General features: G+C 71.7%; 22 protein-coding genes. 9 read left to right on the forward strand and 13 right to left on the reverse strand.

Features of this window, described 5'->3' with window-relative positions; genetic code table 11:
- The first annotated feature begins 5 nt into the window (after nucleotides 1-5).
- Nucleotides 6-719 carry a pyridoxine/pyridoxamine 5'-phosphate oxidase gene (locus OG202_RS22000; RefSeq protein WP_327729125.1) on the forward strand — a complete coding sequence of 238 codons (714 nt, stop codon included), beginning with the start codon at nucleotides 6-8 and terminating at the stop codon, nucleotides 717-719.
- Nucleotides 720-900: 181 nt separating this feature from the next.
- Here OG202_RS22000 and OG202_RS22005 read toward each other — a convergent pair whose 3' ends face one another.
- The 5 genes from OG202_RS22005 to OG202_RS22025 all read right to left on the reverse strand — a co-directional run bounded on the left by OG202_RS22005 (nucleotide 901) and on the right by OG202_RS22025 (nucleotide 4,926).
- Nucleotides 901-1,698 carry a class I SAM-dependent DNA methyltransferase gene (locus OG202_RS22005; RefSeq protein WP_327732205.1) on the reverse strand — a complete coding sequence of 266 codons (798 nt, stop codon included), beginning with the start codon at nucleotides 1,696-1,698 and terminating at the stop codon, nucleotides 901-903.
- 86 nt (nucleotides 1,699-1,784) lie between these two features.
- Nucleotides 1,785-2,396 (reverse strand): GNAT family N-acetyltransferase, encoded by a 612-nt coding sequence (locus tag OG202_RS22010; RefSeq protein ID WP_327729124.1) that lies wholly within the window; start codon nucleotides 2,394-2,396, stop codon nucleotides 1,785-1,787.
- 24 nt (nucleotides 2,397-2,420) lie between these two features.
- Nucleotides 2,421-2,858 (reverse strand): Zn-ribbon domain-containing OB-fold protein, encoded by a 438-nt coding sequence (locus OG202_RS22015; RefSeq protein WP_327729123.1) that lies wholly within the window; start codon nucleotides 2,856-2,858, stop codon nucleotides 2,421-2,423.
- Nucleotides 2,858-3,304 carry a DoxX family protein gene (locus OG202_RS22020; protein ID WP_328223392.1) on the reverse strand — a complete coding sequence of 149 codons (447 nt, stop codon included), beginning with the start codon at nucleotides 3,302-3,304 and terminating at the stop codon, nucleotides 2,858-2,860. Before OG202_RS22020 ends, OG202_RS22015 begins: the two co-directional genes overlap by 1 nt.
- A gap of 98 nt (nucleotides 3,305-3,402) precedes the next feature.
- Entirely contained in the window at nucleotides 3,403-4,926 is a 1,524-nt protein-coding gene (locus OG202_RS22025; RefSeq protein ID WP_328223393.1) for an AAA family ATPase, read from the reverse strand.
- A 266-nt stretch (nucleotides 4,927-5,192) separates the two neighbouring features.
- On the opposite strand from OG202_RS22025, the gene OG202_RS22030 reads away from it, so the two are divergent.
- The 6 genes from OG202_RS22030 to OG202_RS22055 all read left to right on the forward strand — a co-directional run bounded on the left by OG202_RS22030 (nucleotide 5,193) and on the right by OG202_RS22055 (nucleotide 11,663).
- Entirely contained in the window at nucleotides 5,193-6,404 is a 1,212-nt protein-coding gene (locus tag OG202_RS22030) for a flavin-containing monooxygenase (RefSeq protein ID WP_327729120.1), read from the forward strand.
- Between the two features lie 471 nt (nucleotides 6,405-6,875).
- Nucleotides 6,876-9,143: an acetate--CoA ligase family protein gene (locus tag OG202_RS22035; RefSeq protein WP_327729119.1), complete on the forward strand. Its 2,268-nt coding sequence runs from the start codon at nucleotides 6,876-6,878 to the stop codon at nucleotides 9,141-9,143.
- Between the two features lie 91 nt (nucleotides 9,144-9,234).
- A complete protein-coding gene (locus OG202_RS22040; protein ID WP_326581997.1) occupies nucleotides 9,235-10,062 on the forward strand; it encodes an enoyl-CoA hydratase/isomerase family protein in 828 nt (275 codons plus the stop codon).
- A gap of 113 nt (nucleotides 10,063-10,175) precedes the next feature.
- Nucleotides 10,176-10,934 carry a flavin reductase family protein gene (locus OG202_RS22045; protein WP_443052352.1) on the forward strand — a complete coding sequence of 253 codons (759 nt, stop codon included), beginning with the start codon at nucleotides 10,176-10,178 and terminating at the stop codon, nucleotides 10,932-10,934.
- An 82-nt stretch (nucleotides 10,935-11,016) separates the two neighbouring features.
- Nucleotides 11,017-11,256: a hypothetical protein gene (locus tag OG202_RS22050; RefSeq protein ID WP_327729116.1), complete on the forward strand. Its 240-nt coding sequence runs from the start codon at nucleotides 11,017-11,019 to the stop codon at nucleotides 11,254-11,256.
- Nucleotides 11,257-11,363: 107 nt separating this feature from the next.
- Nucleotides 11,364-11,663, forward strand: coding sequence for a helix-turn-helix domain-containing protein (locus tag OG202_RS22055; RefSeq protein ID WP_327729115.1), 300 nt, complete (start codon nucleotides 11,364-11,366; stop codon nucleotides 11,661-11,663).
- Nucleotides 11,664-11,702: 39 nt separating this feature from the next.
- Here OG202_RS22055 and OG202_RS22060 read toward each other — a convergent pair whose 3' ends face one another.
- Nucleotides 11,703-13,079, reverse strand: coding sequence for an MFS transporter (locus tag OG202_RS22060; protein ID WP_328223395.1), 1,377 nt, complete (start codon nucleotides 13,077-13,079; stop codon nucleotides 11,703-11,705).
- A 71-nt stretch (nucleotides 13,080-13,150) separates the two neighbouring features.
- Between OG202_RS22060 and OG202_RS22065 the strand changes: the two genes are divergently transcribed.
- Nucleotides 13,151-14,269 (forward strand): GlxA family transcriptional regulator, encoded by a 1,119-nt coding sequence (locus tag OG202_RS22065; RefSeq protein ID WP_326581992.1) that lies wholly within the window; start codon nucleotides 13,151-13,153, stop codon nucleotides 14,267-14,269.
- On the opposite strand, the gene OG202_RS22070 is transcribed toward OG202_RS22065, so the two are convergent.
- From OG202_RS22070 to OG202_RS22080, 3 genes are all read right to left on the reverse strand, one after another.
- Nucleotides 14,270-15,319: a Zn-dependent alcohol dehydrogenase gene (locus OG202_RS22070; RefSeq protein ID WP_328223396.1), complete on the reverse strand. Its 1,050-nt coding sequence runs from the start codon at nucleotides 15,317-15,319 to the stop codon at nucleotides 14,270-14,272.
- 11 nt (nucleotides 15,320-15,330) lie between these two features.
- Entirely contained in the window at nucleotides 15,331-16,548 is a 1,218-nt protein-coding gene (locus OG202_RS22075; RefSeq protein ID WP_328223398.1) for an acyl-CoA dehydrogenase family protein, read from the reverse strand.
- A 251-nt stretch (nucleotides 16,549-16,799) separates the two neighbouring features.
- Complete coding sequence (locus tag OG202_RS22080) at nucleotides 16,800-17,711, reverse strand: SDR family NAD(P)-dependent oxidoreductase (protein WP_326581989.1); 912 nt, start codon at nucleotides 17,709-17,711, stop codon at nucleotides 16,800-16,802.
- 106 nt (nucleotides 17,712-17,817) lie between these two features.
- On the opposite strand from OG202_RS22080, the gene OG202_RS22085 reads away from it, so the two are divergent.
- Nucleotides 17,818-18,759, forward strand: a complete 942-nt coding sequence (locus OG202_RS22085) for a cyclase family protein (RefSeq protein ID WP_326581988.1) — start codon at nucleotides 17,818-17,820, stop codon at nucleotides 18,757-18,759.
- A gap of 680 nt (nucleotides 18,760-19,439) precedes the next feature.
- Here the strand turns inward: OG202_RS22085 and OG202_RS22090 are convergent.
- The 4 genes from OG202_RS22090 to OG202_RS22105 all read right to left on the reverse strand — a co-directional run bounded on the left by OG202_RS22090 (nucleotide 19,440) and on the right by OG202_RS22105 (nucleotide 23,949).
- Nucleotides 19,440-19,985: an ATP-binding protein gene (locus tag OG202_RS22090; protein WP_328224707.1), complete on the reverse strand. Its 546-nt coding sequence runs from the start codon at nucleotides 19,983-19,985 to the stop codon at nucleotides 19,440-19,442.
- A gap of 529 nt (nucleotides 19,986-20,514) precedes the next feature.
- Nucleotides 20,515-21,402 (reverse strand): acyl-CoA dehydrogenase family protein, encoded by an 888-nt coding sequence (locus OG202_RS22095; RefSeq protein ID WP_328223400.1) that lies wholly within the window; start codon nucleotides 21,400-21,402, stop codon nucleotides 20,515-20,517.
- A 203-nt stretch (nucleotides 21,403-21,605) separates the two neighbouring features.
- Nucleotides 21,606-22,736 carry an acyl-CoA dehydrogenase family protein gene (locus OG202_RS22100; RefSeq protein WP_326581986.1) on the reverse strand — a complete coding sequence of 377 codons (1,131 nt, stop codon included), beginning with the start codon at nucleotides 22,734-22,736 and terminating at the stop codon, nucleotides 21,606-21,608.
- Between the two features lie 19 nt (nucleotides 22,737-22,755).
- Entirely contained in the window at nucleotides 22,756-23,949 is a 1,194-nt protein-coding gene (locus tag OG202_RS22105; protein WP_326581985.1) for an amidohydrolase family protein, read from the reverse strand.
- Between the last annotated feature and the right edge of the window lie 99 nt (nucleotides 23,950-24,048).

Here is a 24,048-nt window from a genome sequence, read left to right on the forward strand (position 1 = left end):
CACCCATGATCGAGCCCCCTTCCGAGCCGCAGTCCCCCTCTCCGGCACCCTCCCGGCCGTCCGCGTTCGTCCAGGTCCTGCGAGGGCTGCGGGTCTGGGATCCGCAGGTCAGCGCCTTGCCGCCGTTCGATCCGGCCACCGCCCCCGCCGAACCGGTGGCGCTCTTCGCCGCCTGGTTCGGGGAGGTCGTGGCGGCCGGTGAGGTGGAGCCGCACACCATGTCGCTGGCCACGGCTGACGCGGAGGGCCGGCCGGACGTCCGTACGGTGATGCTGCACGACGTGGACGCGCGGGGCTGGCACTTCGCCTCCCACGCGGGCAGCCGCAAGGGACGGCAGCTCGCGGCCCGCCCGTACGCGTGCCTCGGCTTCTACTGGCCCCTCCTCGGCCGCCAGGTCCGGGTGCGGGGCCCGGTCACGGTAGAACCCGCCGAGGTCGCCCACGCCGATCTGCACGCCCGCTCGACGGGTGCGCTGGCCGCCGCCCTCGTCGGGCACCAGAGCGAAGTCCTCCCCTCCTACGAGGAGTTGGAGCGCGCGTCGGAGGCCGCCTGGGCGCGGGCCGAGCGGGAACCGGACGTCGCCGTGCCCTCCTGGACGGCGTACGTCGTGGAGCCGGACGAGGTGGAGTTCTTCCAGGGGGACACGCGGCGACGACACGTTCGGCTCGACTACCGCCGGGAGGAGGGGGGTTGGGTCACGGAGTTGCTGTGGCCCTAGCGAACGTCCGGCAGACAGGCCGGGCAGCCACCGAAGGCCCCAGGCCCTTCCGCCGCCGCTCCCTACGCGCCTGGCACGATCCGTGTTCTGGCAGATCGACGCCGCACCACGATGCTGCGGAGCTGACGCGTTTCCGACGTGGAGCAGTGGGCGGGCTGCGCCGGTGTGTCGGGCCGGCGCCTCAGACCTTCTCCCAAACGGACACGTGTGTGGTGCTGTCGTTCGTGAACGGCTCCCCCTTCCAGCCCGCCCACCGGTCCCGCAACCGCATCCCGGCCAGCCGGGCCATCAGATCCAGCTCGGCCGGCCAGACGTACCGGAAGGGGAGCGACCAGTACACCGGCCGCCCGTCGACGACCATCATGTGGTGCGACCTCATGCCCTGCGTCGCCACGTCGTACGTGTCGAACCCCAGCCGCGTCGCCCCGACCCGGACCGGCACCGCGTTCTGCCCCGGGGGCAGCCTCCGCAGGTCCGGTACTCCGACCTCGATCACGAAGCGGCCGCCGGGCACGAGATGCGCGGCGGCGTTGCGGAAACAGTCCACCTGGGCGTCCTGCGTGGTCAGGTTGTTGATCGTGTTGAAGACCAGGTAGGCGACGGTGAAGCCGGGGCCGTCCACCCGGCTCGTGGCGAAGTCCCCGATGGTGACCCCGATGTCCTCGCCACCCGGCTTGGCCCGCATCCGCTCCACCATGGCGCGCGACATGTCGATGCCGTGCACCGGCACGCCCCGCCGGGCGAGCGGCAGGGCGATCCGCCCGGTGCCGACCCCGAACTCCAGCGCCCGCGCATCCCCTCCGGGGCCGTCCGCGAGACCGGCGATCAAGTCCACGACCGGATCGACGGCCTCCGCGGCGAACATGTCGGCGGAGGTGTCGTCGTAATGCGCGGCGACGACTTCACCGAAGTACCCGTCCGGGTCGTCGACGGCCTCGTACCCGCCACCGCCCCCACCACCGGATCCGCCCCTGCCCACGCCCTCTCCCTCTTCCGCTCCCACTTCCGCTCCCACGTGTCCCTCTCCGCCTTCGCCCGCGTACCCGTTTCCGTCGTCCGTGTTCATCAGATCCCTTGCGGCGCCGGGTCCGTGGCCAGCCGTGCGTGCAGGTGCGCGTCCCGGAAGGCGTCGTGACGCCCCTCGTCGAAGGCCGCCCCGCGCAGGGTCCCCTCGTACGCGAACCCGCACAGCTCGGCGACACGGCAGGACGCGGCATGGCCGACGACGTGGTCGAGTTCGAGCCGGTGGATGCCGAGGTCGGCGAAGGCCCAGCGGGCGGCGAGGTCGAGGGCGCGGGTGGCGATGCGGCGCCCACGGGCCTCGGGCAGCACCCAGTAGCCGACGACGGCCCTCCGCATATACGGGTCGATCCCGCTCAGCCCGACCTGCCCGAGCGTCACCCCGCTCTCCGCGTCCGTGACCCGGAAGGCCACGGTCTTCCCCTCCGCGGCGGACTCCGCCCGCTGCCGCAGCGATTCGCGGGCGCCCTCAAGGCTCTCGTCCAGCGTCATGGGCGTGTTCCACCGCCGGAAGTCCGGATCCGCGCGCCCCCGGAACCACGCCTCGACATCCGCGTCGGACTCGGCGTCCCAGGCGCCCAGCCGCAGCCCGTGACCCTGCGGCTCGACGGAGGATCGGCGGGAAGGACCGGAGGATCGCTCATCAGTACGGCTCACGCCCCCATTGAAACGCGTGAGCCCTCACGACCGCGCGCGAAATACGGGCACCGCGAAGCCCCCGCCCTCGCGGAACACGACCTCCAGTTCCCTCCCCGCCCGCAACTCCCCGTCACCCTCGCCCCACTCCACGACCTCGGTCATCATCCGTGGCCCCTCGACGAGATCGACGACCGCGGCGACGTACGGCGTCCGCTCACCGAAGGGCGGCAGGTCGTTGCGGTGGACGACGGACCAGGTGTAGAGCGTGGCGCGCCCGGAGGCCTCCTCCCACCGCACGTCCTCGCTCCAGCAGTACGGGCAGAACTCGCGCGGATAGTGGTGGGCCCGGCCACAGCCCGCCGCCCCGCAGCGCCGCAGAAGCAGCCGTCCCTCGGCCGCCGCGTCCCAGTACGTACGGCTGAACTCATCGGCGTCGGGCAGATCGAACCGCGCGGAGCCCCCGCCACCGCCACCGCCCATCAGAACAGCCCCAGCGCACTGTCGACGGACCACGTCTGCCAGGACATCCCGAACAGCCCCACCACCGAGATGAGCGCCATCATCGAGTTCTGCCCCTGCTCGGCCCAGTCGTGGATCATCAGCACGAGGTAGAGGACGTTGAGCAACAGCCCGCCGACCAGGGCGATCGGTGTGAGTACCCCGAGGATCAGCCCGAGCCCGAGGGCGAGTTCGGCGTAGGCGACGACGTAGGCCATGGTGCGCGGCCGCGGTTTGACGACCACATCGAAGCCACTGCGCACGGCCTCCCACCGATGTTTCTCCGCCACCCCCGCCGCCCACTCGATCCCGGCCCCCTCGAACCAGGTCTTCTTGTCCTTGTGCCGCCAACTCTCCAGCCACCACAGCCCGACCCCGATACGGAGGACGGCCAGCCATTCGGCACCGCTGAGCCAGATCGTGTCCATGGACATCGCCCTTCCGCACCCGAGCGGGGTTTCTGACGGTACGTCAGTTCAGCGGAACAGGGATGAATGCGCAAGAGACCCGGGCGGGCCGACGGCACCTAGGACACGAACCCGATCGGCATGGCACGGCCGTAGAGCTCGTCGAGACCGACCAACAGCACGCCGCCCCGCTCGGCCTCGGTGCGCAGCGCGTCACTGAATCCCGCGGCGCTGAAGAAGGCCAGCCCGCAGCGGTCCGTGTCATAGCCCCGCCCGGCGAGCACCTCGCGGGCCCGGCTCAACCGCTCCAGGTGACCGACTCCCATCACGGTGCCCCATTTCGCTTCTCCCAAGAGGCCGACAGAGGGCCGCCGCCCCCCGGAACCCGGCTCGGCGACAGCCACATCGACCTGCAACTGCCGACGCTCCGCGGAGTCGGTCACGACGCCGCTGCCGACCTCCCCCAGCGAAGTACTGAGCAACGAGCGCCCCGGCCCGATCACATACTCACGACAGACCGCCTCGAAGTGCGGTCCGGCCACCTGCGCCGCGAACCGCTCGGCCGCCTGCCCCCACACCTCCGCCGCCTGGCCACTCTCCAGCCGGGCCCAAGCGGGACGCATGACGGCCTCGTAGAAGTTGATCAGCGGTTCGGTGATGCGGTACTGCGACTTGCCCGCCCGGAAGACGTCGGACTCCCGCACCAGGAGATGGCTGTCCTCCAGGACGTTGAGCGGGTGCGAGATGTCCACGGACTTGCGGCCGATGTATCCGGCGATGCCACCACGCGTCGAGTTGCCCTGCGCCACAGCGGCCAGGACCGAGTGATACAGGGCGGTGTCCCGGATGTCGGCCTCCTCGGCGAGCAGGTAGCGCGCCTCACGAAAGAGCGGGCTGAACGGCGAGAGGACCGTACGGCAGATCCAGTCATCGAACGCGCGCAGGCTTTCGGGAACGTCGTCCGCCAGGAACTGGCGGCGGTACGCGGGCGTACCGCCGACGACGGCGTGCAGTCGGGCCGCGAGAGCGGGGTCCTCGGCCACGCCCCAGAACTCCGCGGCGGCCCGATATCCGAAGGGCCTCACGACAAGTTCGAGCTGAGCCCGGCCCCGGAGGGGCGCCGTGCTCGCCAGCAGCCCGCCCATGACCGACATCGCCGAACCGCAGAGGAGCAGCCGCATACGGCTCGCCCGCGTCTGATGACGATCGATCTCGCGCTGTATGAGGGAGGGGAGTTCGGGGGCGACCTTCACCAGATAGGGGAACTCGTCGATGACGACGAGACGCGAGGGTGCCTCGTCCGCTCCTTCTTCGTCCGGGGACGCCAGGCCGAAGAGAAAGGAGATGGCGTCGTCCCACGTCGCGAAGGAGAAGGACGCCGGGGAACCCACGTGCTCGGCCAGGGCGGCGCTGAACTGACGAAGCGACTCCGTGGCGGTACCCGCCGTGGCCCCGAAGTAGAAGCCCCCGCGCTGTTCGACGAGGGCCCTCAGCAGATACGTCTTACCCATCCGGCGCCGACCGCTGACCACCCCGAGCATGGCCTGCGGCAGGGGTCGGTTCACGAAGGCGACGAGCGCCTCCCACTCGGGCCCACGGTCGAACACGTGGGGCGGTTTGGCCGTCCCCGCCTGACGCTTCACGACTCCTCCTTAGGAGTACACCCCTAAGGAGTGTACTCCTTACTGACTGGAGCCCGCGGGAATCCCCTGGCCGCGAGCCCCAGGGTCGCCAATCCCTGACCACGGCCGGACCTCGCCGTCACCACGTCCCCCACCACCCCTCCCCCACATTCCAAGGGGCCTACGCCACAGATCCCACCCACGTCTCCTACACCCGTGATCAATCCGCAACCAATTCCGGGCTTGACTGAGACCCATCAAGTGAGGGCGTGAATACGCTCGGGCACATGGCCGACTCCAGAGCTTCCGCGACACCTGTCTCCGACCGCCCCGTCTACGTGATCGGCGGCGGCCCCGGAGGGCTGGCCGTCGCGTACGCGTTGCGGGCCCAGGGCGTGCGGGCCGTGGTGCTGGAGAAGGCGGACGGGGTCGGCGCGTCCTGGCGGCGGCACTACGACCGGCTGCACCTGCACACGACCCGGCGGCTGTCGGGGCTGCCCGGACTGCCCATGCCACGCCGCTTCGGCCGGTGGGTGGCGCGGGACAACGTGGTGCGGTACCTGGAGAAGTACGCCGAGGTGCACCAGTTGGAGATCGTCACCGGCGTCGAGGTGTCCCGCGTCGAGCGGAGCGCGGACGGCACCGGCTGGCTGCTGCACGCCACCGGCGGCCGCGAGCTGACCGGCAGCGCGGTCGTCGTCGCCACCGGCTACAACCACACACCCCACCTCCCCGACTGGCCCGGTCGGGACGTGTACGCCGGCGACCTGGTGCACGCCTCCGAGTACCGCAACCCCGAGCCGTACGCCGGCCGTGACGTCCTGGTCGTCGGCATCGGCAACACCGGCGCCGAGATCGCCGTCGACCTCGTCGAGGGCGGGGCCGCGCGCGTACGGCTGGCGGTGCGGACGGCCCCGCACATCGTGCGCCGCTCGACCGCCGGGTGGGCGGCCCAGTACACGGCCGTCCTCGTACGGCGGCTGCCCGTCACCCTCGTGGACCGGCTCGCCAGGCCGGTGGCGAAACTCAGCGTGCCGGACCTGTCGGCACACGGCCTGCCCCGGCCCGACACCGGCCTCTACTCCCGGGTGAACGAGGGCTCCATTCCCGTGCAGGACGTCGGGCTCGTCGACGCCGTACGGAAGGGGAAGGTCGAGATCGTCGGCCCGGTCGAGGGGTTCGACGACGGCAAGGTCGTCCTCGGCGACGGCACCCGCGTCGAGACGGACGCCGTGATCGCCGCCACCGGCTACCGGCGCGCCCTGGAAGGGCTCGTCGGGCACCTCGACGTGCTCGACGAGCGGGGGAAGCCCGTCGTGCACGGGGCCCGCTCCCCCAAGAACGCCCCCGGTCTCTACTTCACCGGCTTCACCAACCCCATCAGCGGCATGTTCCGCGAACTCGCCCTCGACGCCGAGAAGATCGCCAAGGCGGTCGCGAAGACGGGCGGCGTCGCCACCCGCGACGCGGTCACCATACGGATCCGCACCACACGCTGAGCAAACGCGGGGCGCCGGGCGCGGGACGCGGGGCGCGGGACGCCGGACGCGGGGCGCCGGACGCGGGGCGCGGGACGCGGGGCACCGGACGCGGGACGCGGGACGCGGGGCGCCGGGCGCGGGACGCGGGGCGCGGGACGCCGGACGCGGGGCGCCGGACGCGGGGCGCGGGACGCGGGGCACCGGACGCGGGACGCGGGACGCGGGGCGCCGGGCGCGGGACGCGGGGCGGTGACACCGGACGCGGCCGCGGACGGACGCGGTCGCCGACACGGGACGGTCGCCAACGGACGCGGCCGTTACGTCTGACCCCCGCCCCGCGCGGGTACAACCTCCTTACTGCCGCGTAACTTTGCTCGCACACCCATTCCTGACGCAGCGTCAGTTCAGTAGTCTGACATCTGACGTGTCGTCAGATACGTGAACGCGTCACGTCACTGAATTGGCTGTCACACAGGAGCGGGCGGACCGATGCTTGGATCAACCCACGGCACCCTCACCACCGACTCCCGCCGGGCCCGGGCCATCGCGTGCGGCGAGCACCCCGCACAGGCCGTGCACGGCAGGCCCGCCGAGGCCGGCGACCTGGACGTCAGCGGACGTCCGCTGTACGCCGACGTCCCCGATCTGGACCGTTTCTTCCGGCCGGAATCCGTGGCCGTCGTCGGCGCCTCGGACACGGAAGGCCGGCCGAACACCGGGATCACCCGGCAACTGCTCGCCTGGTCCGAACGGGTCGGCGCCCGGCTCCATCCCGTGCACCCCACGCGTGAGTCGGTCTTCGGCATCCCCTGCGCCCCTTCCGTCGCCGACCTGCCCGAACAGGTCGACCTCGCCGTCCTGCTCGTCTCCGATCCCCTCCCCCTGATCGACGAACTGGCCGAGGCCAAGGTGAAGTTCGCCGTCGCCTTCGCCTCCGGTTTCGCCGAGACCGGCGCGGAGGGCGCCGCCGCGCAGGAGCGGCTGGCCGCCGCCGTGGCCCGCGCCGACGGTCTGCGGCTGCTCGGCCCCAACACCAACCTCAACGCCTTCGAGCGCTTCCGCGACGACCTGGACGGCCCGGCGATCGCCCTGATCACCCAGTCCGGCCACCAGGGCCGCCCCGTCTTCTCCCTCCAGGAACTCGGCATCCGCCTCTCCCACTGGGCCCCCACCGGCAACGAGGCCGATCTGGAGACCGCCGACTTCATCTCCTACTTCGCCGAACGCCCCGAGGTGGGCGCCATCGCCGCATACGTGGAGGGCCTCAAGGACGGCCGCGCCTTCCTCCTCGCCGCCGACCGGGCCGCCCGGCGCGGTGTCCCCGTCGTCGCCGTCAAGGTCGGCCGCACCGAGACCGGCGCCCGCACCGCCGCCTCCCACACCGGCAAGCTGACCGGCGCGGACGCGGTGGTCGACGCGGCGATGCGGCAGTTCGGCGTGATACGCGTCGACGGACTCGACGAACTCCAGGACACCGCCACCCTGTTGGCGCGGGCGCGACGGCCTCGCACCCCGTACTCGACCACCCCGGGCCCAGCCGCCCCGAGGGCGGAGGGCGTCGTCGTCTATTCGATCTCGGGCGGCACGGGCGCGCACTTCGCCGACCTGGCCACCGAGGCCGGCCTGCCCCTGCCCACGCTCTCCGAGGCCAAGCAGGCCGAGCTGCACCAGTGGATTCCCGGCTATCTGAACGTGGCCAACCCCGTCGACAACGGCGGCCACCCCGTGGGCGACTGGCGCGGCCCCCGCATCCTCGACGCGATCCTCGACGACCCGGCGGTGGGGGTGCTGATCTGTCCCATCACCGGCCCCTTCCCGCCCATGAGCGACAAGCTCGCCCAGGACCTGGTGGCCGCGGCGGAGCGGACGGACAAGCTGGTGTGCGTGGTGTGGGGGTCGCCGGTGGGCACCGAGGCCGCGTACCGCGAGACACTGCTCGGGTCGTCCCGGGTGGCAACCTTCCGTACCTTCGCCAACTGCATCACGGCCGTGCGCGCCCACCTCGACCACACCCGCTTCACCAGCGCCTACCGCTCCCCCTTCGACGAGGCGCCACGCTCCCCCTCCCCCTCCTTCCGCAAGGCGAAGGCACTGATGCGGCCGGGGCAGCAGCTGAGCGAGCACGCGGCCAAGCAGCTGCTGCGCGCGTACGGGATACGTGTGCCGCGCGAGCAGTTGGTGACGAGCGCGGCGGCGGCCGTCCGCGCGGCGAGCCTCGTCGGCTACCCCGTGGTGATGAAGGCGTCCGGCGCCCGCATCGCCCACAAGACGGAACTCGGCCTGGTGAAGGTCGGCCTGACCTCCGCGAGCCAGATCCGCGACGCCTATCGCGACCTGACCGACATCGCCCGCTACGAGGACGTCTCCCTCGACGGGGTGCTGGTCTGCCAGATGGTCGAGCGGGGCGTGGAGATGGTCGTGGGCGTCACCCACGACGACCTCTTCGGGCCGACGGTCACGGTCGGCCTCGGCGGGGTCCTCGTGGAGGTTCTCCGCGACTCCGCCGTGCGCGTGCCCCCCTTCGCCGAGGACCAGGCCCACGCCATGCTCGCCGAACTGCGCGGGCGGGCCCTGCTGGACGGCGTGCGCGGGGCTCCCCCGGCCGACGTGGACGCCCTCGTGGAGGTCGTGCTCCGCGTGCAGCGCATGGCGCTCGAACTCGGGGACGAGATCGCGGAGTTGGACATCAACCCGCTGATGGTGCTGCCGAGGGGGCAGGGGGCCGTGGCGTTGGACGCGCTGGCGGTGTGCCGCTGAGCGCCACCGCACACCGAGAACATCCCACACACCGAGGACATCCCGCACACCGAGGACATCCATCACTCCCCGTAAAAACAGGAGCACCCACATGTCCGCTTCCCCCCTTGAACATCCCGAAAAATCCCGTGACTCATTGATACGGCACGGCACTGACAACGCCGTCTCGTGGATCACGCTCAACCGCCCCGAGGCGATGAACGCCCTCACCCCCGACCAGCGGGAACACCTCATCCGCCTTCTCTCCGACGCCTCCGCCGACCCCTCCGTACGCGCGGTCGTCATCACCGCGACGGGCCGCGGATTCTGCGCGGGGGCGGATCTGCGGGGCGCGGCTGCGAGCGGCGGGGAGCGACTCGCGGGCGACGTGGCGCGCACCATCCGGCTCGGCGCCCAGCGCCTCATCTCGGCCGTGCTCGACTGCGAGAAGCCGGTGATCGCGGCGGTGAACGGCACGGCGGCGGGCATCGGCGCGCATCTCGCCCTCGCGTGCGACCTCGTGCTGGCGGCCGAAGAGGCCCGTTTCATCGAGGTGTTCGTACGGCGCGGCCTCGTCCCCGACGGGGGTGGCGCGTATCTCCTCCCCCGCCTCGTCGGCCCCCAGCGGGCGAAGGAGCTGATGTTCTTCGGCGACGCCCTGTCCGCGGCCGACGCGGAGCGCCTCGGTCTCGTCAACCGTGTCGTCGCCGCCCAGGACCTGGAGAAGACGGCCCGCGAGTGGGCCGAACGCCTCGCCGCCGGCCCGACCCGCGCCCTGGCGTTGACCAAACACCTGGTCAACGCCTCCCTCGACACCGACCGCGCCACCGCCTTCGCCGCCGAGGCCGCCGCCCAGGAGATCAACATGACGACGCGGGACGCCCAGGAGGGCGTGGCGAGCTTCGTGGAGCGACGGACACCGCACTACGAGGGCCGCTGACGGGCCGGGAGAGCCCGTAAGAAGCCTCCGGGAGCTCCCAGAAGCCCTGGGTGCGGGGCTTCACTTCTGACGGACCGTCAGTTTCAATGGACGTCGTGATGGGACACGCGGGTATGGCAGCCGCCGCCGTCCGCTACCTGAAGGCGGACACGGGCAGCAGGGCGGCCGCGACGGACGCGGCGGACAGGCGCCCCGGGACGACGATCGCGCAACCGGTCGTCGAGGCGCTGCCCCGCCCCGACCTGCGCTGCGTCGGCGAGAACGAGCGCGCGCCGGTCGACCAGGCCACATTCCGGCGGGTCCTGGGGAACTTCGCGACAGGCGTCACGGTGATCACCGCACCGGCACTGGCACTGGCACTGGCACCAGCACCAGCACCAGCACCGGCACCGACCCGGGCGGCCGACGACTCCGACCCCGACCCTGACCCCACGGAACTCCCCACCCAACTCCCCACCGAGCACCCTGACGACCACCCCGCCGGCTTCGCCTGCCAGTCCTTCTCCTCCCTCTCCCTGGACCCGCCGCTGGTCGCGTTCATGGTCGGCCGTACGTCGACGACCTGGCCCCGGATCGCCCGCGCGGGCGTCTTCTGCGTGAACGTACTCGGCGCGGACCAGAGCGAGTTGTGCCGTCGCTTCGCGGTGAGCGGCGCGGACAAGTTCGCCGGTGTCGCCCACGACCCGGCCCCCGCCACGGGCTCCCCCCGCCTCACCGGCGCCGCCGCCTGGATCGACTGCACGATCCACGCCGTACACACCGGCGGCGACCACCTGATCGTGGTGGGCCGGGTGGAGGCACTGGGCACGGACGGCGAAGCCGTGCCACCGCTGCTGTTCCACCGGGGACGGTTCGGGGAGCTCAGGGCCTGACAGCAGGACCGGGGACACTCCTTCGCGTGAACGCCGCGCAAACCGCGGACCCACCGGCTAGCCTGTTCATAACGTCGCTGTTATGACGTGGGGTGGAGTAGAGCTGGAGCCGGAGGCGGAACAGTGGCTCCCCGGGCTGTCCGCCGGGCATCGCGGTACGGTCGCGTTCTACGTCGACCTGCTCGCGGTTCGCGGCCCGCTGCTCACCGAGCCGTACTCGCGCGAGTTGGACGGCAAACTGCGGGAGCGGCGCTTCCATCTGGACTCGACGCGGTCCGCATCACCTACTGGATCGCCTCCGGGCGCCGGATCATCTTGCTGACGGCGTTCCGCAAGCGGCGGATGCGCGAGACCGCGGAGATCGTCCGCGCCCGGCGGGCCATGGCGCGCCGCGTCGAGGAACGGCACACAGTGGACGAGGTGTGATGCATGAGTGAGCGCGGAAGCTGGAACGACCTGCGGGACGAAGCCCTCGCCTCACCGGAGGGGCGAGAGGCGTACGACGCCGCGCGGATCCGTTTCGAACTGGGCCGGACGGTCCGGGAGCGGCGCGAGGCGCTGGGTATGACGCAGGCACAACTCGCACAGAGAGCGGGGATGCTGCAGCCTGCCGTGGCGCGGTTCGAGGCGGGCGGGACCATGCCCACGCTTCCCCTCCTCGAACGGTTCGCCGTCGCCCTCGGCATGCGCCTCCACGTCGGCTTCGAACCGCTCGACCGCGCCGGCTGAGACGCCGCGTCGAGGGGCCCGCCGGATCCGTGGGACGGGTCAGGCCGCCCCCGCGCTCCCCACCGGCCGCCGCCTGATCACCAGCGCCATCAGCGCCGCCGCCGCGCACAGCCCGCCCGAGGCGACCCAGACGACGTCGTAGGAGCCGAAGGTGTCGCGGGCGAGGCCGCCGAGGAAGGCGACGAGGGCGGCGCCGACCTGGTGGGAGGCGAGGACCCAGCCGAAGACGATGGCGCTGTCGGCGCCGTAGTGCTCACGGCACAGGGCCATGGTGGGCGGGACGGTGGCCACCCAGTCGAGGCCGTAGAAGACGATGAAGAAGATCATCGGGAGATTCACGGCGGGACCCAGCAGGATCGGGAGGAAGAGGAGCGAGATGCCCCGGAACGCGTAGTACACCGCCAGCAGCCGCCGCGCGTCGAAGCGGTCCGTGAACCAGCCCGAGGCGATCGTGCCGAGGACGTCGAAGACCCCGATGACGGCCAGCAGCGAGGCCGCCGCCGTGACGGGCATGTGCTCGTCGTGGGCCGCGGGAATGAAGTGGGTCTGGATGAGGCCGTTCGTGGAGGCGCCACAGATCGCGAACGTGCCGGCGAGCAGCCAGAACGGCCCCGTCCGCACCGCCGAGAAGAGCACCGCCACGGCCCGCCGCGCCGCCCCCGGCACCGGCCCCGGCTTCGGCACGAACTCCTTGGCCCCGTACGGCTTCAGGCCCACGTCCGCCGGATGGTCCCGCAGCAGCAGCCAGACGAAGGGGACGACGGCCAGGGCGGCGAGGGCGACCGTGACGGAGGCGGGCCGCCAGCCGCGCTCGGAGACGATCCACGACAGCAGGGGGAGGAAGATCAGCTGCCCGGACGCCGAGGCGGCGGTCAGGATGCCCGAGACCAGGCCGCGCCGTTCGGTGAACCAGCGGTCGGTGACGGTCGCCGCGAAGGCCAGCGCCATCGAACCGGAGCCGAGCCCCACCAGCAGGCCCCAGCAGAGCATCAGCTGCCAGGCCGAGGTCATCCACACCGTCGTACCGGCGCCGAGCGCGATCACCGTCAACGCGACCGCGACGACCCGGCGGATCCCGAAGCGGTCCATCAGCGCGGCGGCGAAGGGGGCCGTCAGGCCGTACAGCGCCAGGTTGATCGAGACCGCCGACGCGATCGTGCCGCGCGACCAGTCGAATTCCTCGTGCAACGGATCTATCAGCAGACCCGGCAGCGAACGGAAGGCCGCCGCCCCGATGATCGTCACGAAGGTGACGGCGGCGACGAACCAGGCGCGGTGGATACGGGTACGGCCGGTACGGGGGCCGGCCTCCACCGGGTGGTGAGGAGCGGCGGCGCTCCGGGCTTCGGCGGGGTCGGCGGGGTCCGTGGAAGGGGCGTCGGCGGCGTTCGGGGCGTCGTCGGCTGTCTGGGTCATGCCGTCAAGCTTCCGAGCTGCGGTCATCCCGGACGAGTGGCCGGGAGGACAGCATTCATTAGGATCGGGCCATGCCCGCAGAGCCCACCGCCGAACATGCCGCAGAGCCCACCGCCGAACCCGCCCCCGAGCGCTCCCCCGAACCCACCCCCGAGCGCACCACCGCAGGCACCGCCCGGCCCACCCGCCACCGCGTCGTGGTCCTCGCCCTCGACGGGTTGCTCCCCTTCGAGCTGGGCATTCCGCAGCGCATCTTCGGCAAGGCGCGGGACGCGGCGGGGAGTCCGCTGTACGACATCGTCACCTGCTCGATCCGGCCGCCCGGCCCGGTGGAGACGGACGCCGACTTCGCGGTCCTCGTCCCGAACGGCCCGGAGACCCTCGCCACCGCCGACACGGTCGTCGTCCCCGCCGCGTACGAGCTGGGCCCGGTCTACGAGGACGGCGTCCTCACCCCCGAACTGGCCTCCGCCCTCGCCCACATCCGCCCCGGCACCCGGCTGGTCTCCATCTGCACCGGCGGCTACGTCCTGGCCGCGGCGGGCTTCCTCGACGGCCGCCCGGCGACCACGCACTGGTACCACGCCGAGCACTTCCAGCGGCTCTTCCCGAAGGTCCGGGTCGACGCGGACGTCCTCTTCGTCGACGACGGCGACGTCCTCACCTCGGCGGGCGTCGCGGCCGGGATCGACCTGTGCCTGCATCTCGTACGACGCGACCACGGCACCGGCGTCGCCAACGACGTGGCCCGGCGTACGGTCGTACCGCCGCACCGGGACGGCGGGCAGGCCCAGTACATCCGGCGGCCGCTGCCCGAGCCGCAGGCCGCGACCACGACCGCCGCCCGCGCGTGGGCCCTGGGGCGCCTCCACGAACCGATCCAGCTCCGCGACCTGGCCGAGCGGGAGTCCATGTCGGTCCGCACGTTCACGCGCCGCTTCCGCGAGGAGGTCGGCATCAGCCCCGGTCAGTGGCTCACCCGGCAACGCGTCGAACGGGCCCGTCACCTCCTGGAGTCCACCGACCTGACCATCGACCAGATCGCCCACGACGCGGGCTTCGGCACGGCCCAGTCGATGCGGCAGCATCTGCAGGGGGCACTGGGGGTGACCCCGACGGCGTATCGGCGGACGTTCAGGACCGCCGGGGCCACCGTGCCGCCGCTGCCCCGAAGCCTGCCCACCGGGTGATCAGAAGGTGAGTACCGCCCGTGCCACCCGCCCCTCCCCCGCGTCCTGAGCCGCCTTCGCGAAGTCCTCCACCGGATACGTGGCCGTGACCAGCTCGTCCAGGAGCAGTCGGCCCTCCCGGTACAGGTCGGCGTAGAGGGCGATGTCCCGTTGCGGGCGGGACGAGCCGTACCGGCATCCCAGGATGGACTTGTCCAGGTAGAGGGAGGAGACGAGGAAGGACGCCTCGGCGGTCGCGGCCGGCACGCCCAGCAGTACCGCCTGGCCATGCCTGTCCAGCAGATCGATGGCCTGGCGGATGAGTTCGACGCGGCCGACGCACTCGAACGCGTGGTCGGCGCCGGTGGGAAGGACGTCCCGCACCCCCTCCACCGACGTCAGGAAGTGCGTGGCCCCGAACCGCCGCGCCACCGCCTCCTTCTCCGGATTGGCGTCCACGGCGACGATCCGCGTGGCCCCGGCGATCCGCGCGCCCTGCACGACGTTGAGCCCGATCCCCCCGGCCCCGATCACGACGACACCGTCCCCCCGGTCGACGCGCGCCCGGTTGAGCACCGCCCCCACCCCGGTCAGCACCCCGCACCCGATCAGCGCGGCGGAGGTCAGCGGAACGTCCCGCGGTATCCGTACGGCCTGCACGGCCTTGACGACGGTCCGCTCGGCGAAGGCGGAGTTCGCGGCGAACTGGAACACCTCCCGCCCGCCGCGCGAGAACGGCCGCGTGGGCCGCCCGATCGCCCGACGGCACATGGTCGGCCGCCCCCGGTCGCAGTCGGCGCAGGCCCCGCAGTTGGCGAGGGTGGACAGGGCCACATGGTCCCCGGGACGGACATGCCCGACCCCCGCGCCCACCGCCTCGACGACCCCGGCCCCCTCGTGCCCCAGCACCACGGGAACGGGGAAGGGGATGGTCCCGTCCACCACCGACAGGTCGCTGTGACAGAGCCCGGCGGCCGAGACGGCCACCTGGACCTCGCCGGGCCCCGGCTCCCGTACGTCCAGATCATCGACGACCTCGGCCCGCTCGCCGTCGAACACCACTCCGCGCATGGCTCCACCTCTCAGCCTCTCGGCTCCCTCGGCAGACCGAGCACCCGCTCGGCGATGATCGTGCGCTGCACCTCGTCGGAACCGCCGTAGATGGTGTCGGCCCGGCTGAACAGGAACAGTTGCTGGAACGGATCGAGTGCGTACGGTTCCTCCGCCGACCACTCCCGCGGCCCCACCACGGCGTCCGCGCCCCGCACCTCCATCGCCAGCTCCCCGAGCCGCCGATGCCACCGCCCCCACAGCAACTTGGCCACACTCGGCGCGCCGGGCTCCACACCCCCGCGCCCCGCACCGGACCCCGACCCCGACCCCGACCCGGACCCGGACCCCGACCCCGGACCACCCTCCGAACCGCCCAGCGTCCGCAGCGCGTTCCACCGCATCACCCGCAGCTCGGCCCACTGCCGTACGAGCCGATCGCGTACGACGGGATCGTCCACGGCCCCGCTGCCCGCGGCGGCCCGTACGACGTCCCTCAACTCCTCCTCGAAACCGATCTGTTGGGCGAGGGTCGACACCCCCCGCTCGAAGCCGAGGAGTCCCATGGCGACCCGCCAGCCGTTTCCCTCGCCTCCGACGACGTGCTCCGCGCGGGCGTGCGCCCCGTCGAAGAACACCTCGTTGAACTCGCTCGTCCCGGTCATCTGCCGGATCGGCCGCACCTCGATCCGCCCCGGCTGGTCCATGGGAACGAGCAGCAGCGACAGCCCGTGGTGACGCCCGGACCCCGCCTCGGTACGGGCCAGCACGAAACACCAGTCGGCCTCGTGGGCGAGCGAGGTCCAGATCTTCTGCCCGGTGATCCGGTACGACCCGTCCCCCGCGCGCTCCGCCCTGGTCCGCACCCCGGCGAGATCCGACCCGGCCCCCGGTTCGCTGTAGCCCTGGCACCAGAGTTCGTCACCACGCGCGATCGTCGGCAGGAACCGCCCCTTCTGCTCCTCGCTTCCGAAGGCGATCAGCGTCGGCGCGAGCAGTTTCTCGCCGATGTGCCCCGACCTGGCCGGGAGCCCGGCCCGCGCGTACTCCTCGGCCCACACGACCTGCTGGACGAGGCTCGCCGTACGGTTCCCGTACCCGCCCTCGGCCCACCCGAGCCCGATCCAACCGGCGGCCCCCAGCGTCCGTTCCCAGGCGCGCCGGTCCTCCCCCACCCCGGCGTGCGCCCCCAACCAGACCCTCACTTCCGCCCGGAACGCCTCGTCCTCTGCGCTGAACCCGAAGTCCATGCCACCTCCACGGTGAGCCGGTACCGACGCGACAAGCGGGTGCGTTCGTTGACTGCGGGTGAGTGGGGGCCGGTCACGCAGTTCCCCGCGCCCCTGAAGACCAGGCCCCTGCGGGCCTGCAGGGCGACTGGGCGGCGAGGCGGCGGGCCGAAAAGCACGGGGCGCAGCCCCTGCTTTTCAGGGGCGCGGGGAACTGCGCGAGCAACCACAACGAACCCGCACCCGCCGACGCACCCCCAACCCCCACCCCCTCAGGCGTTCGGCCGTTCTCCAGAGGTGGCGGCCCGAGCCATCGCCTCCACCCGCTCCAGCATCGGCATCGGATCCACCCCCACGGCCCCCGGCAACACCTCCGCGATCCGCTCCGGAGTCCAGCCCCCGTCCGCGTACGCCGAGCGCAGCTCACCCGGCTGGGCCCACACCGCGATCTTCGGCCCGGCCACCGTGTACACCTGCCCGGTGATCCGCTCCTCCCGAGCCCGGTCCGACAGCAGGTACACCACGAACGCGGCCACGTCCTCCGGCTCACCGATCTCGGTCAGCTCCATCGGGACACCGGCGGACATCCGGGTACGGGCGACCGGCGCCACCGCGTTCGCGGTCACCCCGTACCGGTGCAGGCCCAGCGCGGCGCTCCGCACCAGCGAGATGATCCCGCCCTTGGCCGCGCTGTAGTTGGCCTGCGAGACGGATCCCTGGTGGTTGCCGCTCGTGAACCCGATCAAGGTCCCGGCCCGCTGCCTGCGCATGACGGCGGACGCGGCCCGGAACACCGTGAACGTGCCCTTGAGGTGCGTGGCGATCACCGGATCCCACTCCTCCTCGGCCATGTTGAACAGCATCCGCTCCCGCAGGATCCCGGCGACGCACACGACCCCGTCGATCCGCCCGTACGCCTCGACCGCCGTGTCCACGACCCGCTGGCCGCCGGCCATCGTGGAGACGTCGTCGGCGACGGCGACCGCCTCGCCCCCGGCCGCCTCGATCTCCTTGACGACGGTCTCGGCGACGGAACTGGTGGGTTCGGAGCCGTCGACGGAGACGCCGTAGTCGTTGACGACGACCCGCGCGCCCTCGGCGGCGGCGCCGAGGGCGACCGCCCGGCCGATCCCCCGCCCCGCTCCGGTGACGGCGACGACCTTGCCTGCCAAGAAGTTTCCCACCCCGGCCCCTTCCCCTCAACGCGGTTTCTGACGGACCGTTAGATTTGCTCGCACGGCGATTCTACGACCCGTCGGATACGCCACCACAAGCCCCGGGGAGGCCCCGATGTCATCACCCACGGAGTTCGCCGCGTTCACGGACATCGCCAAGCGCGTGAACAACTGGGGGCGTTGGGGGGCGGACGACGAGATCGGCACCCTCAACCTGATCACCGACGAGGTCGTACGGGAGGCCGCCGCCTCGGTCCGTTCCGGTCACCGCGTCCCGCTCGCGCTGCCCCTCCAGCAGGACGGCGTGCAGACGGGGATGATGCCGGGCCGGGTGAACCCGCTGCACGCGATGGTGCAGATCAACCAGGAGATCTTCGGCCCGGGCACGGTCGCGTGCAGCGACGACGCCGTGACAATGGGGCTCCAGGCGGCCACCCACTGGGACGCGCTCACCCATGTCTCGCACTCGGGCCGGATCTACAACGGCCGCCCCGCGGCCACCATCACCCCGCACGGCGGCGCGGCCTTCGCCGGGATCGACAAGGCACGGCACATCGTCTCGCGCGGTGTCCTGCTGGACGTCCCCCGCGCCCTGGGCCTCGGTACCGACCGCCTCCCCGGCAACCACGCCGTCACCCCCGAAGACCTGGACGCGGCCGAGGAGTTGGCGGGCACCCGGGTCCGCGCGGGCGACATCGTCCTCGTCCGCACCGGTCAGATCCAGGTCTACCTCGCCGGCGACAAGCACGCGTACGCGTTCCCGTCCCCGGGGCTGTCCCTGCGCACCCCGGAGTGGTTCCACGCGCGTGATGTCGCGGCCGTCGCCAATGACACCCTGACGTTCGAGATCTTCCCGCCGGAGATCGAGGACCTGTGGCTTCCGGTGCACGCGCTCGACCTGGTCGAGATGGGCATGCCGCAGGGACAGAACTGGAATCTGGAAAAGTTGTCCACAGCCTGTGGACAACTTGGGCGGTACGACTTCCTGCTCTCGGCGATGCCCGAGCCGTTCGTCGGGGCGACGGGCACACCGGTGGCCCCGATCGCCATCCTGTAACACCCGGGAACCGCGGAATCCCGGAACCGCAGAACCCCAAGGCCTCAAGGTCCCAGAACCCTGGGCGCCTTGGTCGACCGGCGGCGCGCCGCTGCCCGCCCCGAGCACGGCACGGCGCGCCGCCATCCGGCCTCGGCGTACCCGCCCTGCCCCCTTGACCCCGTGGGGAGCCGACGCCGAAACGCGACCCACGCTCGTCGAGGGCCTCCGTCACCGAGACCCTCGCCGTCCCCTCGCGGCGAATCGCTGACCACAAGCGTGATCAAACGGACACGTCACGTCAACACCCGTTCGGGGATCAGCCACACAAAACCGGCGTCGCGACGGTGCGTACGGAAGCACGTCCCGGCGCACGATTCGGCTACCACCGGGGGACCCTCCAACGCCGTGCGCTCGCGCGCAGGCGCGTGCGGCGCGCATACCGTTCACCCGCGCACGCCCAGCGGCTCGGGGGTACGGGGGTACGGGGGTACGGGGGTACGGGCCATCGTGCGACTGCAGGCCATACGTGGCTGATCGCGCGGTTCCCCGCGCCCCTGAAGGGGGACGCCCGGCCGCCGCCCCCTGCGGGCAATCGTGCCGCCAGGGCGGCACGGGTGGGCGCGGCGGCACCTCGCAACCGCCGAGCAGCGGAACCACACCTGGCCCACCGCACCTCCGGCCCACCAGGAACTCCCTGCCTAGACCACCTCGTACGCCAGGCTCTCCCGGGCTACCGCCGCGACCCCCGTCACCGCACTGCACGCCGGATAGACCGCCGGCGCGACAGCGCCACCACCCGCGCCCTGCGCACCACCCGACGCCCCCGAGACCCCCACCGCCCCGGCCACCCCGGGGACCACCCGGTCCAGCTCGCACCAGATGCGCTTGCCGATGCCCTCGTAGGACCAGCCCCAGCGGTCCGCGAGGACCTCGACGAGCGCGAGGCCCCGCCCGCCCGTCTCGTCGCCGTCGGCACACCGCGGCGCCGGCGGGCACGCGCTGGCGTCGGCGACCTCGAGACGGACCTTGCCGGTCGAGCCGTCACGGAGGCCGGACAGCAGCAGCCGCAGCACCGCCGGACGGCCGGTGTGCACGACCGCGTTGGTGACCAGCTCGGAGACGAGGAGGATCAGCGTCTCGGCGAGTGGCTCGTCGTCCCCTATCCCGGACCCGGCGAGCCGTGAACGGGCCCATCTCCGTGCGCGACCCACCTCTGCGGGGTCGGGCCGGATCTCCAGCTGCACTTGAAGCACCTGCACCGCTCACACCATCCGAACCGGCGGACACATCGCCGCACGCCCCTCGGGGGCCACGATCGTGGTCATCTGCTGCCTGGCCGACGCCACCGCCATCGATACCGTCGGCACCGGGATCACGGAACGTGATCCCCTTACAGGACAGCATGGTTGACGTACAGTCACCCCAACAAGCGCTTCGGGCATATTCCAGCGCGAAGGAGTACGCATACGGCATACTGTGCGACGCTCATCGTGGGGAGTCGAACAGACCGGGACGAAGAGACTCCGGCCCACTTCACGAGCGCCGGGCACCGCCGGATCCGGGGCCGCCACAGGGGCAACACCGGCTCGGCTCGACCTCGGAACCACTCGCATCCACCAGAAGGTACCGGAGTAGGACTCCGACTCCAGGCCGTGACAAGTCACGCCTAGGACACAACACGGTATCAACGCTCGGTAATTCCGGTATGCCACGTTCCGCGACATTCGACCGGGACGGTGCCACGCATTTCCGCTTCCGCCCTGGTCAGCGCGGTCAACCCGCCTCGATCAGCAGTTCCCGTGCCAACAAGTCCTCACTCTCCGTGATCGATCCGCCACGTTCCGCCCGTACCCACGCCCGCTTCAGACACAGGTGTACGTCGGCCTCCCAGGTGAACCCCATGCCGCCGTGCACCTGCAGACAGTCGCGCGCCCCGCGCACCGCCGCCTCGTCGGCCAGCAGCCGAGCCGCCGCGATGTCCACCGGATCGACGGTCACGGCCGCCGCGTACACCGCCGCCCGCGCCACCTCCACCCGCACCAGCAGTTCGGCACACAGATGCTTGACCGCCTGGAACGCCCCGACCGGCCGCCCGAACTGCTCCCGCGTCCGGGCGTGTTGCACCGCGGCCTCACAGGCCCGGACCGCCGTACCCAACTGCTCGGCGGCGGTGAGCAGCACGAAGAGGTCATCGAGGCCGGCGGAGGGATCGGCCCCCGGCACCCGGTGCAGCGGCGTCAACGGATCCACGGACCGCAACGCCACCGCCCCTCGCACCTCCCCCACCACCACATCCGCCTCCTCCAGCCACTCCACCAGCCCCCCACCCCCGACGGCGGTCACGACGACCTCCCCGGTCGCCGCCCCCGGCACCACTCCCGCCGCGAGATGCGTGGCCACCAGCGGCCCGGGCAGCAGCGCCCGCCCCGCTTCCTCGAACACCAACACCGCCTCCGGCACCCCGAGTCCGACCCCGCCCTCGGCCTCGGACAGCCGAAGCGAGAAGAACCCCGCCGCCCCCAGCTCCCGCCACCACCCCCTGTCCAGGCCACCGCCCCGGTCGACGGCGTTCCACAACGCCTCCCGCCCGAAGATCCGCGCCACCACGTCCCGCACGCCGTCGCGCAACGCCCGCTGATCCGCAGTGAGTTGAAATCGCATAAGCCAACAGCCCCTCATCGACCCCGAGCACAACAGTGCGCCCGTGTTTGTCAGGCGCGCGGGGCACTGCGCAAGCAACCCCAACCCCAACGCATCCGCACCCGCACCCGCACCCGCACCCGCACCCGCACCCGCACCCGCACCCGCACCCGCACCCGCACACCACAACACCCCCACCCCCTTGGGCGCCCCCAAACCCCCAGTCACCCCTTGGGCAGCCCCAGAATCCGCTCCCCCACGATGTTCCGCTGAATCTCCGACGTCCCCGCAGCGATCGTGTACGACAACGAACTGAGCCGGTCAAGCACCCATCCGCGCTCCAGATCGAGCGCGTCCGCCCCCAGCACCTCCGCCGCCACGTCGTACAACTCCTGCCGCGCCCGCGAATACCTCAGCTTGAATACCGAACCCCCCACCCCCGGCACCCCTCCCGACGCCTCCCCCTCGCTCACGTTCCACTGCGTGAGCCGCCACAGCGCCCGGAACTCCGCGTTCAACCGCCCGAGCCGCCGCCGGACACCCGAGTCGTCCCAGCGCCCGTTCGCCCGCGCCTCCCTCGCGATCTCCCCCAACACCCGCCGACAGGCGACCACTTCACCCACGAACGCGGTTCCGCGCTCGAACGACAGCGTCACCATGGTCACGCGCCACCCGTCGTTCTCCTCGCCCACCCGGTTGGCGACCGGCACCCGTACCTCGTCGAGGAAGACCTCGGCGAACTCGGTGGAGCCGGCGAGTGTGCGCAGGGGCCGTACGGTCACGCCGGGCGCGTCCATGGGCATCGCCAGCCAGGAGATGCCCCGGTGCTTCGGCGCCTGAGCATCCGTCCGCACCAACAGCTCGCACCAGTCGGCGACTTCGGCGTGCGAGGTCCAGATCTTGGAGCCGGTCACCACGTACGCGTCGCCGTCCCTCCGCGCGCGCGTACGCAGGGACGCGAGGTCGGATCCGGCCTCCGGCTCGCTGAAGCCCTGGCACCAGATTTCCTCGCCGCGCAGGATCGGCGGCAGCCAGCGTGCCCGCTGTCCGGCGCTCCCCTCGGCGGCGATCGTGGGCCCGGCGTGCAGCAGTCCCACGAAGTTGGCGCCCACATACGGGGCGCCCGCCTTCTCGGTCTCCTCCAGGAAGATCAGCCGCGTGGTCGGCGAGGCGTCCCAGTGGACGTCGGCGTACCCGGCGTCGTACAGCATCCGCTGCCAGCCGAGGTCGTACGCGCGCCGCCCGGGCCAGTCGTCGGGCGACGGCTTCGGCGGCAGCGAGGGGAGGACCTTCGCCAGCCACTCCCGCAGCCGCGCCCGGAACTCCTCCTCCGCCGGGGTGTACGAGAGATCCATGACCGCGCCCCCGGCCCGGCTACTTGTCGAAGTCCAGGTCGAGCATGCGGATCGCGTTACCGCGCATCAGCTTGTAGACGGTCTCGTCGTCGAGGCCCTTCACATGGTCGAGGGCGACCTCCTTGGTGTGCGGGAAGGTCGAGTCGACGTGGGGGTAGTCGGTCTCGAAGGTCGCGTTGTCACGCCCCACGACATCCAGCGAAGCGACCCCGTGCTTGTCGCGGAAGAAGCAGCAGAACATCTGCCGGTAGTAGTACGTCGACGGCGGCTCGGGGATCAGGTCGCGCACGCCGCCCCAGGCGCGATGCTCCTCCCACACGTCGTCGGCGCGCTCCAGGGCGTACGGGATCCAGCCCATCTGCCCTTCGCTGTAAGCGAGTTTGAGGGTCGGGAACTTCACCAGGACCCCGCTGAAGAGGAAGTCCATCATCGAGGCCATCGCGTTGTTGAAGGAGAGCGAGGCCTGCACGGCGGGGGGCGCGTCGGGGGAGGCGGCGGGCATCTGGGAGCTGGACCCGATGTGCATGTTGACGACCGTCCCGGTCTCCTGGCAGACCGCGAAGAAGGGGTCCCAGTAGCCGGAGTGGATGGAGGGCAGTCCGAGGTAGGTGGGGATCTCGGAGAAGGTGACGGCCCGGACGCCCCGGGCGGCGTTGCGCCTGATCTCCTCGACCGCCAGTCCCACGTCCCAGAGGGGGATCAGGCAGAGCGGGATCAGCCGGCCGCCGCTGTCGCCGCACCACTCCTCGACCATCCAGTCGTTGTACGCGCGCACGCAGGCCAGGGCCACTTCCTTGTCGTGCGCCTCGGCGAAGGTCTGTCCGCAGAAGCGGGGGAAGGTCGGGAAGCAGAGCGAGCCCTCGACGTGGTTGAGGTCCATGTCCGCCAGCCGCGCCTTCGGGTCCCAGCAGCCGCGCCGCATCTCCTCCCGGGTGATCCCCTCCAGCGTCATCTCGTCCCGGTCGAACCCGACGGCCGCGATGTTCCGCTTGTACGGGAACTTCAGGTCCTCGTAGATCCACCAGTCCGTCGGCGGCCCGTCCGGGTCCATCGTGATCTGGTACTTCCCCGCGACGTACGCGAGCTCACCGATCCCGGCCGTGAGGGGCTTCGGGCCACGGTCGCGGTACTTCTCCGGCAGCCAGGTGTCGAAGAGGTGCGCGGGCTCGATCACATGGTCGTCGACGCTGATGATGCGGGGCAGTTCGGTCATGGGTTCCCCACTCCGTTGCCTCAGTTATCTGATGGACCGTCAGATCCTTGGTGAGCAGGTTAGTGGCACACCCCTGGACCGACAAGGCGCCCCGGCCTA

Source organism: Streptomyces sp. NBC_00310 (assembly GCF_036208085.1).
Taxonomy (GTDB): Bacteria; Actinomycetota; Actinomycetes; order Streptomycetales; family Streptomycetaceae; genus Streptomyces.

Excerpts from the sequence above, each read along its gene's own strand:
- OG202_RS22065 (WP_326581992.1), top strand. The coding sequence starts at position 13,151 with ATGCCCGCAGAGCCCACCGCCGAACATGCCGCAGAGCCCACCGCCGAA.
- OG202_RS22055 (WP_327729115.1), top strand. The coding sequence starts at position 11,364 with ATGAGTGAGCGCGGAAGCTGGAACGACCTGCGGGACGAAGCCCTCGCC.
- OG202_RS22040 (WP_326581997.1), top strand. The coding sequence starts at position 9,235 with ATGTCCGCTTCCCCCCTTGAACATCCCGAAAAATCCCGTGACTCATTG.
- OG202_RS22085 (WP_326581988.1), top strand. The coding sequence starts at position 17,818 with ATGTCATCACCCACGGAGTTCGCCGCGTTCACGGACATCGCCAAGCGC.
- OG202_RS22015 (WP_327729123.1), bottom strand. The coding sequence starts at position 2,858 with ATGGGCGGTGGCGGTGGCGGGGGCTCCGCGCGGTTCGATCTGCCCGAC.
- OG202_RS22095 (WP_328223400.1), bottom strand. The coding sequence starts at position 21,402 with ATGCGATTTCAACTCACTGCGGATCAGCGGGCGTTGCGCGACGGCGTG.
- OG202_RS22105 (WP_326581985.1), bottom strand. The coding sequence starts at position 23,949 with ATGACCGAACTGCCCCGCATCATCAGCGTCGACGACCATGTGATCGAG.
- OG202_RS22045 (WP_443052352.1), top strand. The coding sequence starts at position 10,176 with ATGGCAGCCGCCGCCGTCCGCTACCTGAAGGCGGACACGGGCAGCAGG.
- OG202_RS22000 (WP_327729125.1), top strand. The coding sequence starts at position 6 with ATGATCGAGCCCCCTTCCGAGCCGCAGTCCCCCTCTCCGGCACCCTCC.
- OG202_RS22030 (WP_327729120.1), top strand. The coding sequence starts at position 5,193 with ATGGCCGACTCCAGAGCTTCCGCGACACCTGTCTCCGACCGCCCCGTC.
- OG202_RS22035 (WP_327729119.1), top strand. The coding sequence starts at position 6,876 with ATGCTTGGATCAACCCACGGCACCCTCACCACCGACTCCCGCCGGGCC.
- OG202_RS22070 (WP_328223396.1), bottom strand. The coding sequence starts at position 15,319 with ATGCGCGGAGTGGTGTTCGACGGCGAGCGGGCCGAGGTCGTCGATGAT.
- OG202_RS22100 (WP_326581986.1), bottom strand. The coding sequence starts at position 22,736 with ATGGATCTCTCGTACACCCCGGCGGAGGAGGAGTTCCGGGCGCGGCTG.
- OG202_RS22060 (WP_328223395.1), bottom strand. The coding sequence starts at position 13,079 with ATGACCCAGACAGCCGACGACGCCCCGAACGCCGCCGACGCCCCTTCC.
- OG202_RS22050 (WP_327729116.1), top strand. The coding sequence starts at position 11,017 with ATGACGTGGGGTGGAGTAGAGCTGGAGCCGGAGGCGGAACAGTGGCTC.
- OG202_RS22020 (WP_328223392.1), bottom strand. The coding sequence starts at position 3,304 with ATGGACACGATCTGGCTCAGCGGTGCCGAATGGCTGGCCGTCCTCCGT.
- OG202_RS22075 (WP_328223398.1), bottom strand. The coding sequence starts at position 16,548 with ATGGACTTCGGGTTCAGCGCAGAGGACGAGGCGTTCCGGGCGGAAGTG.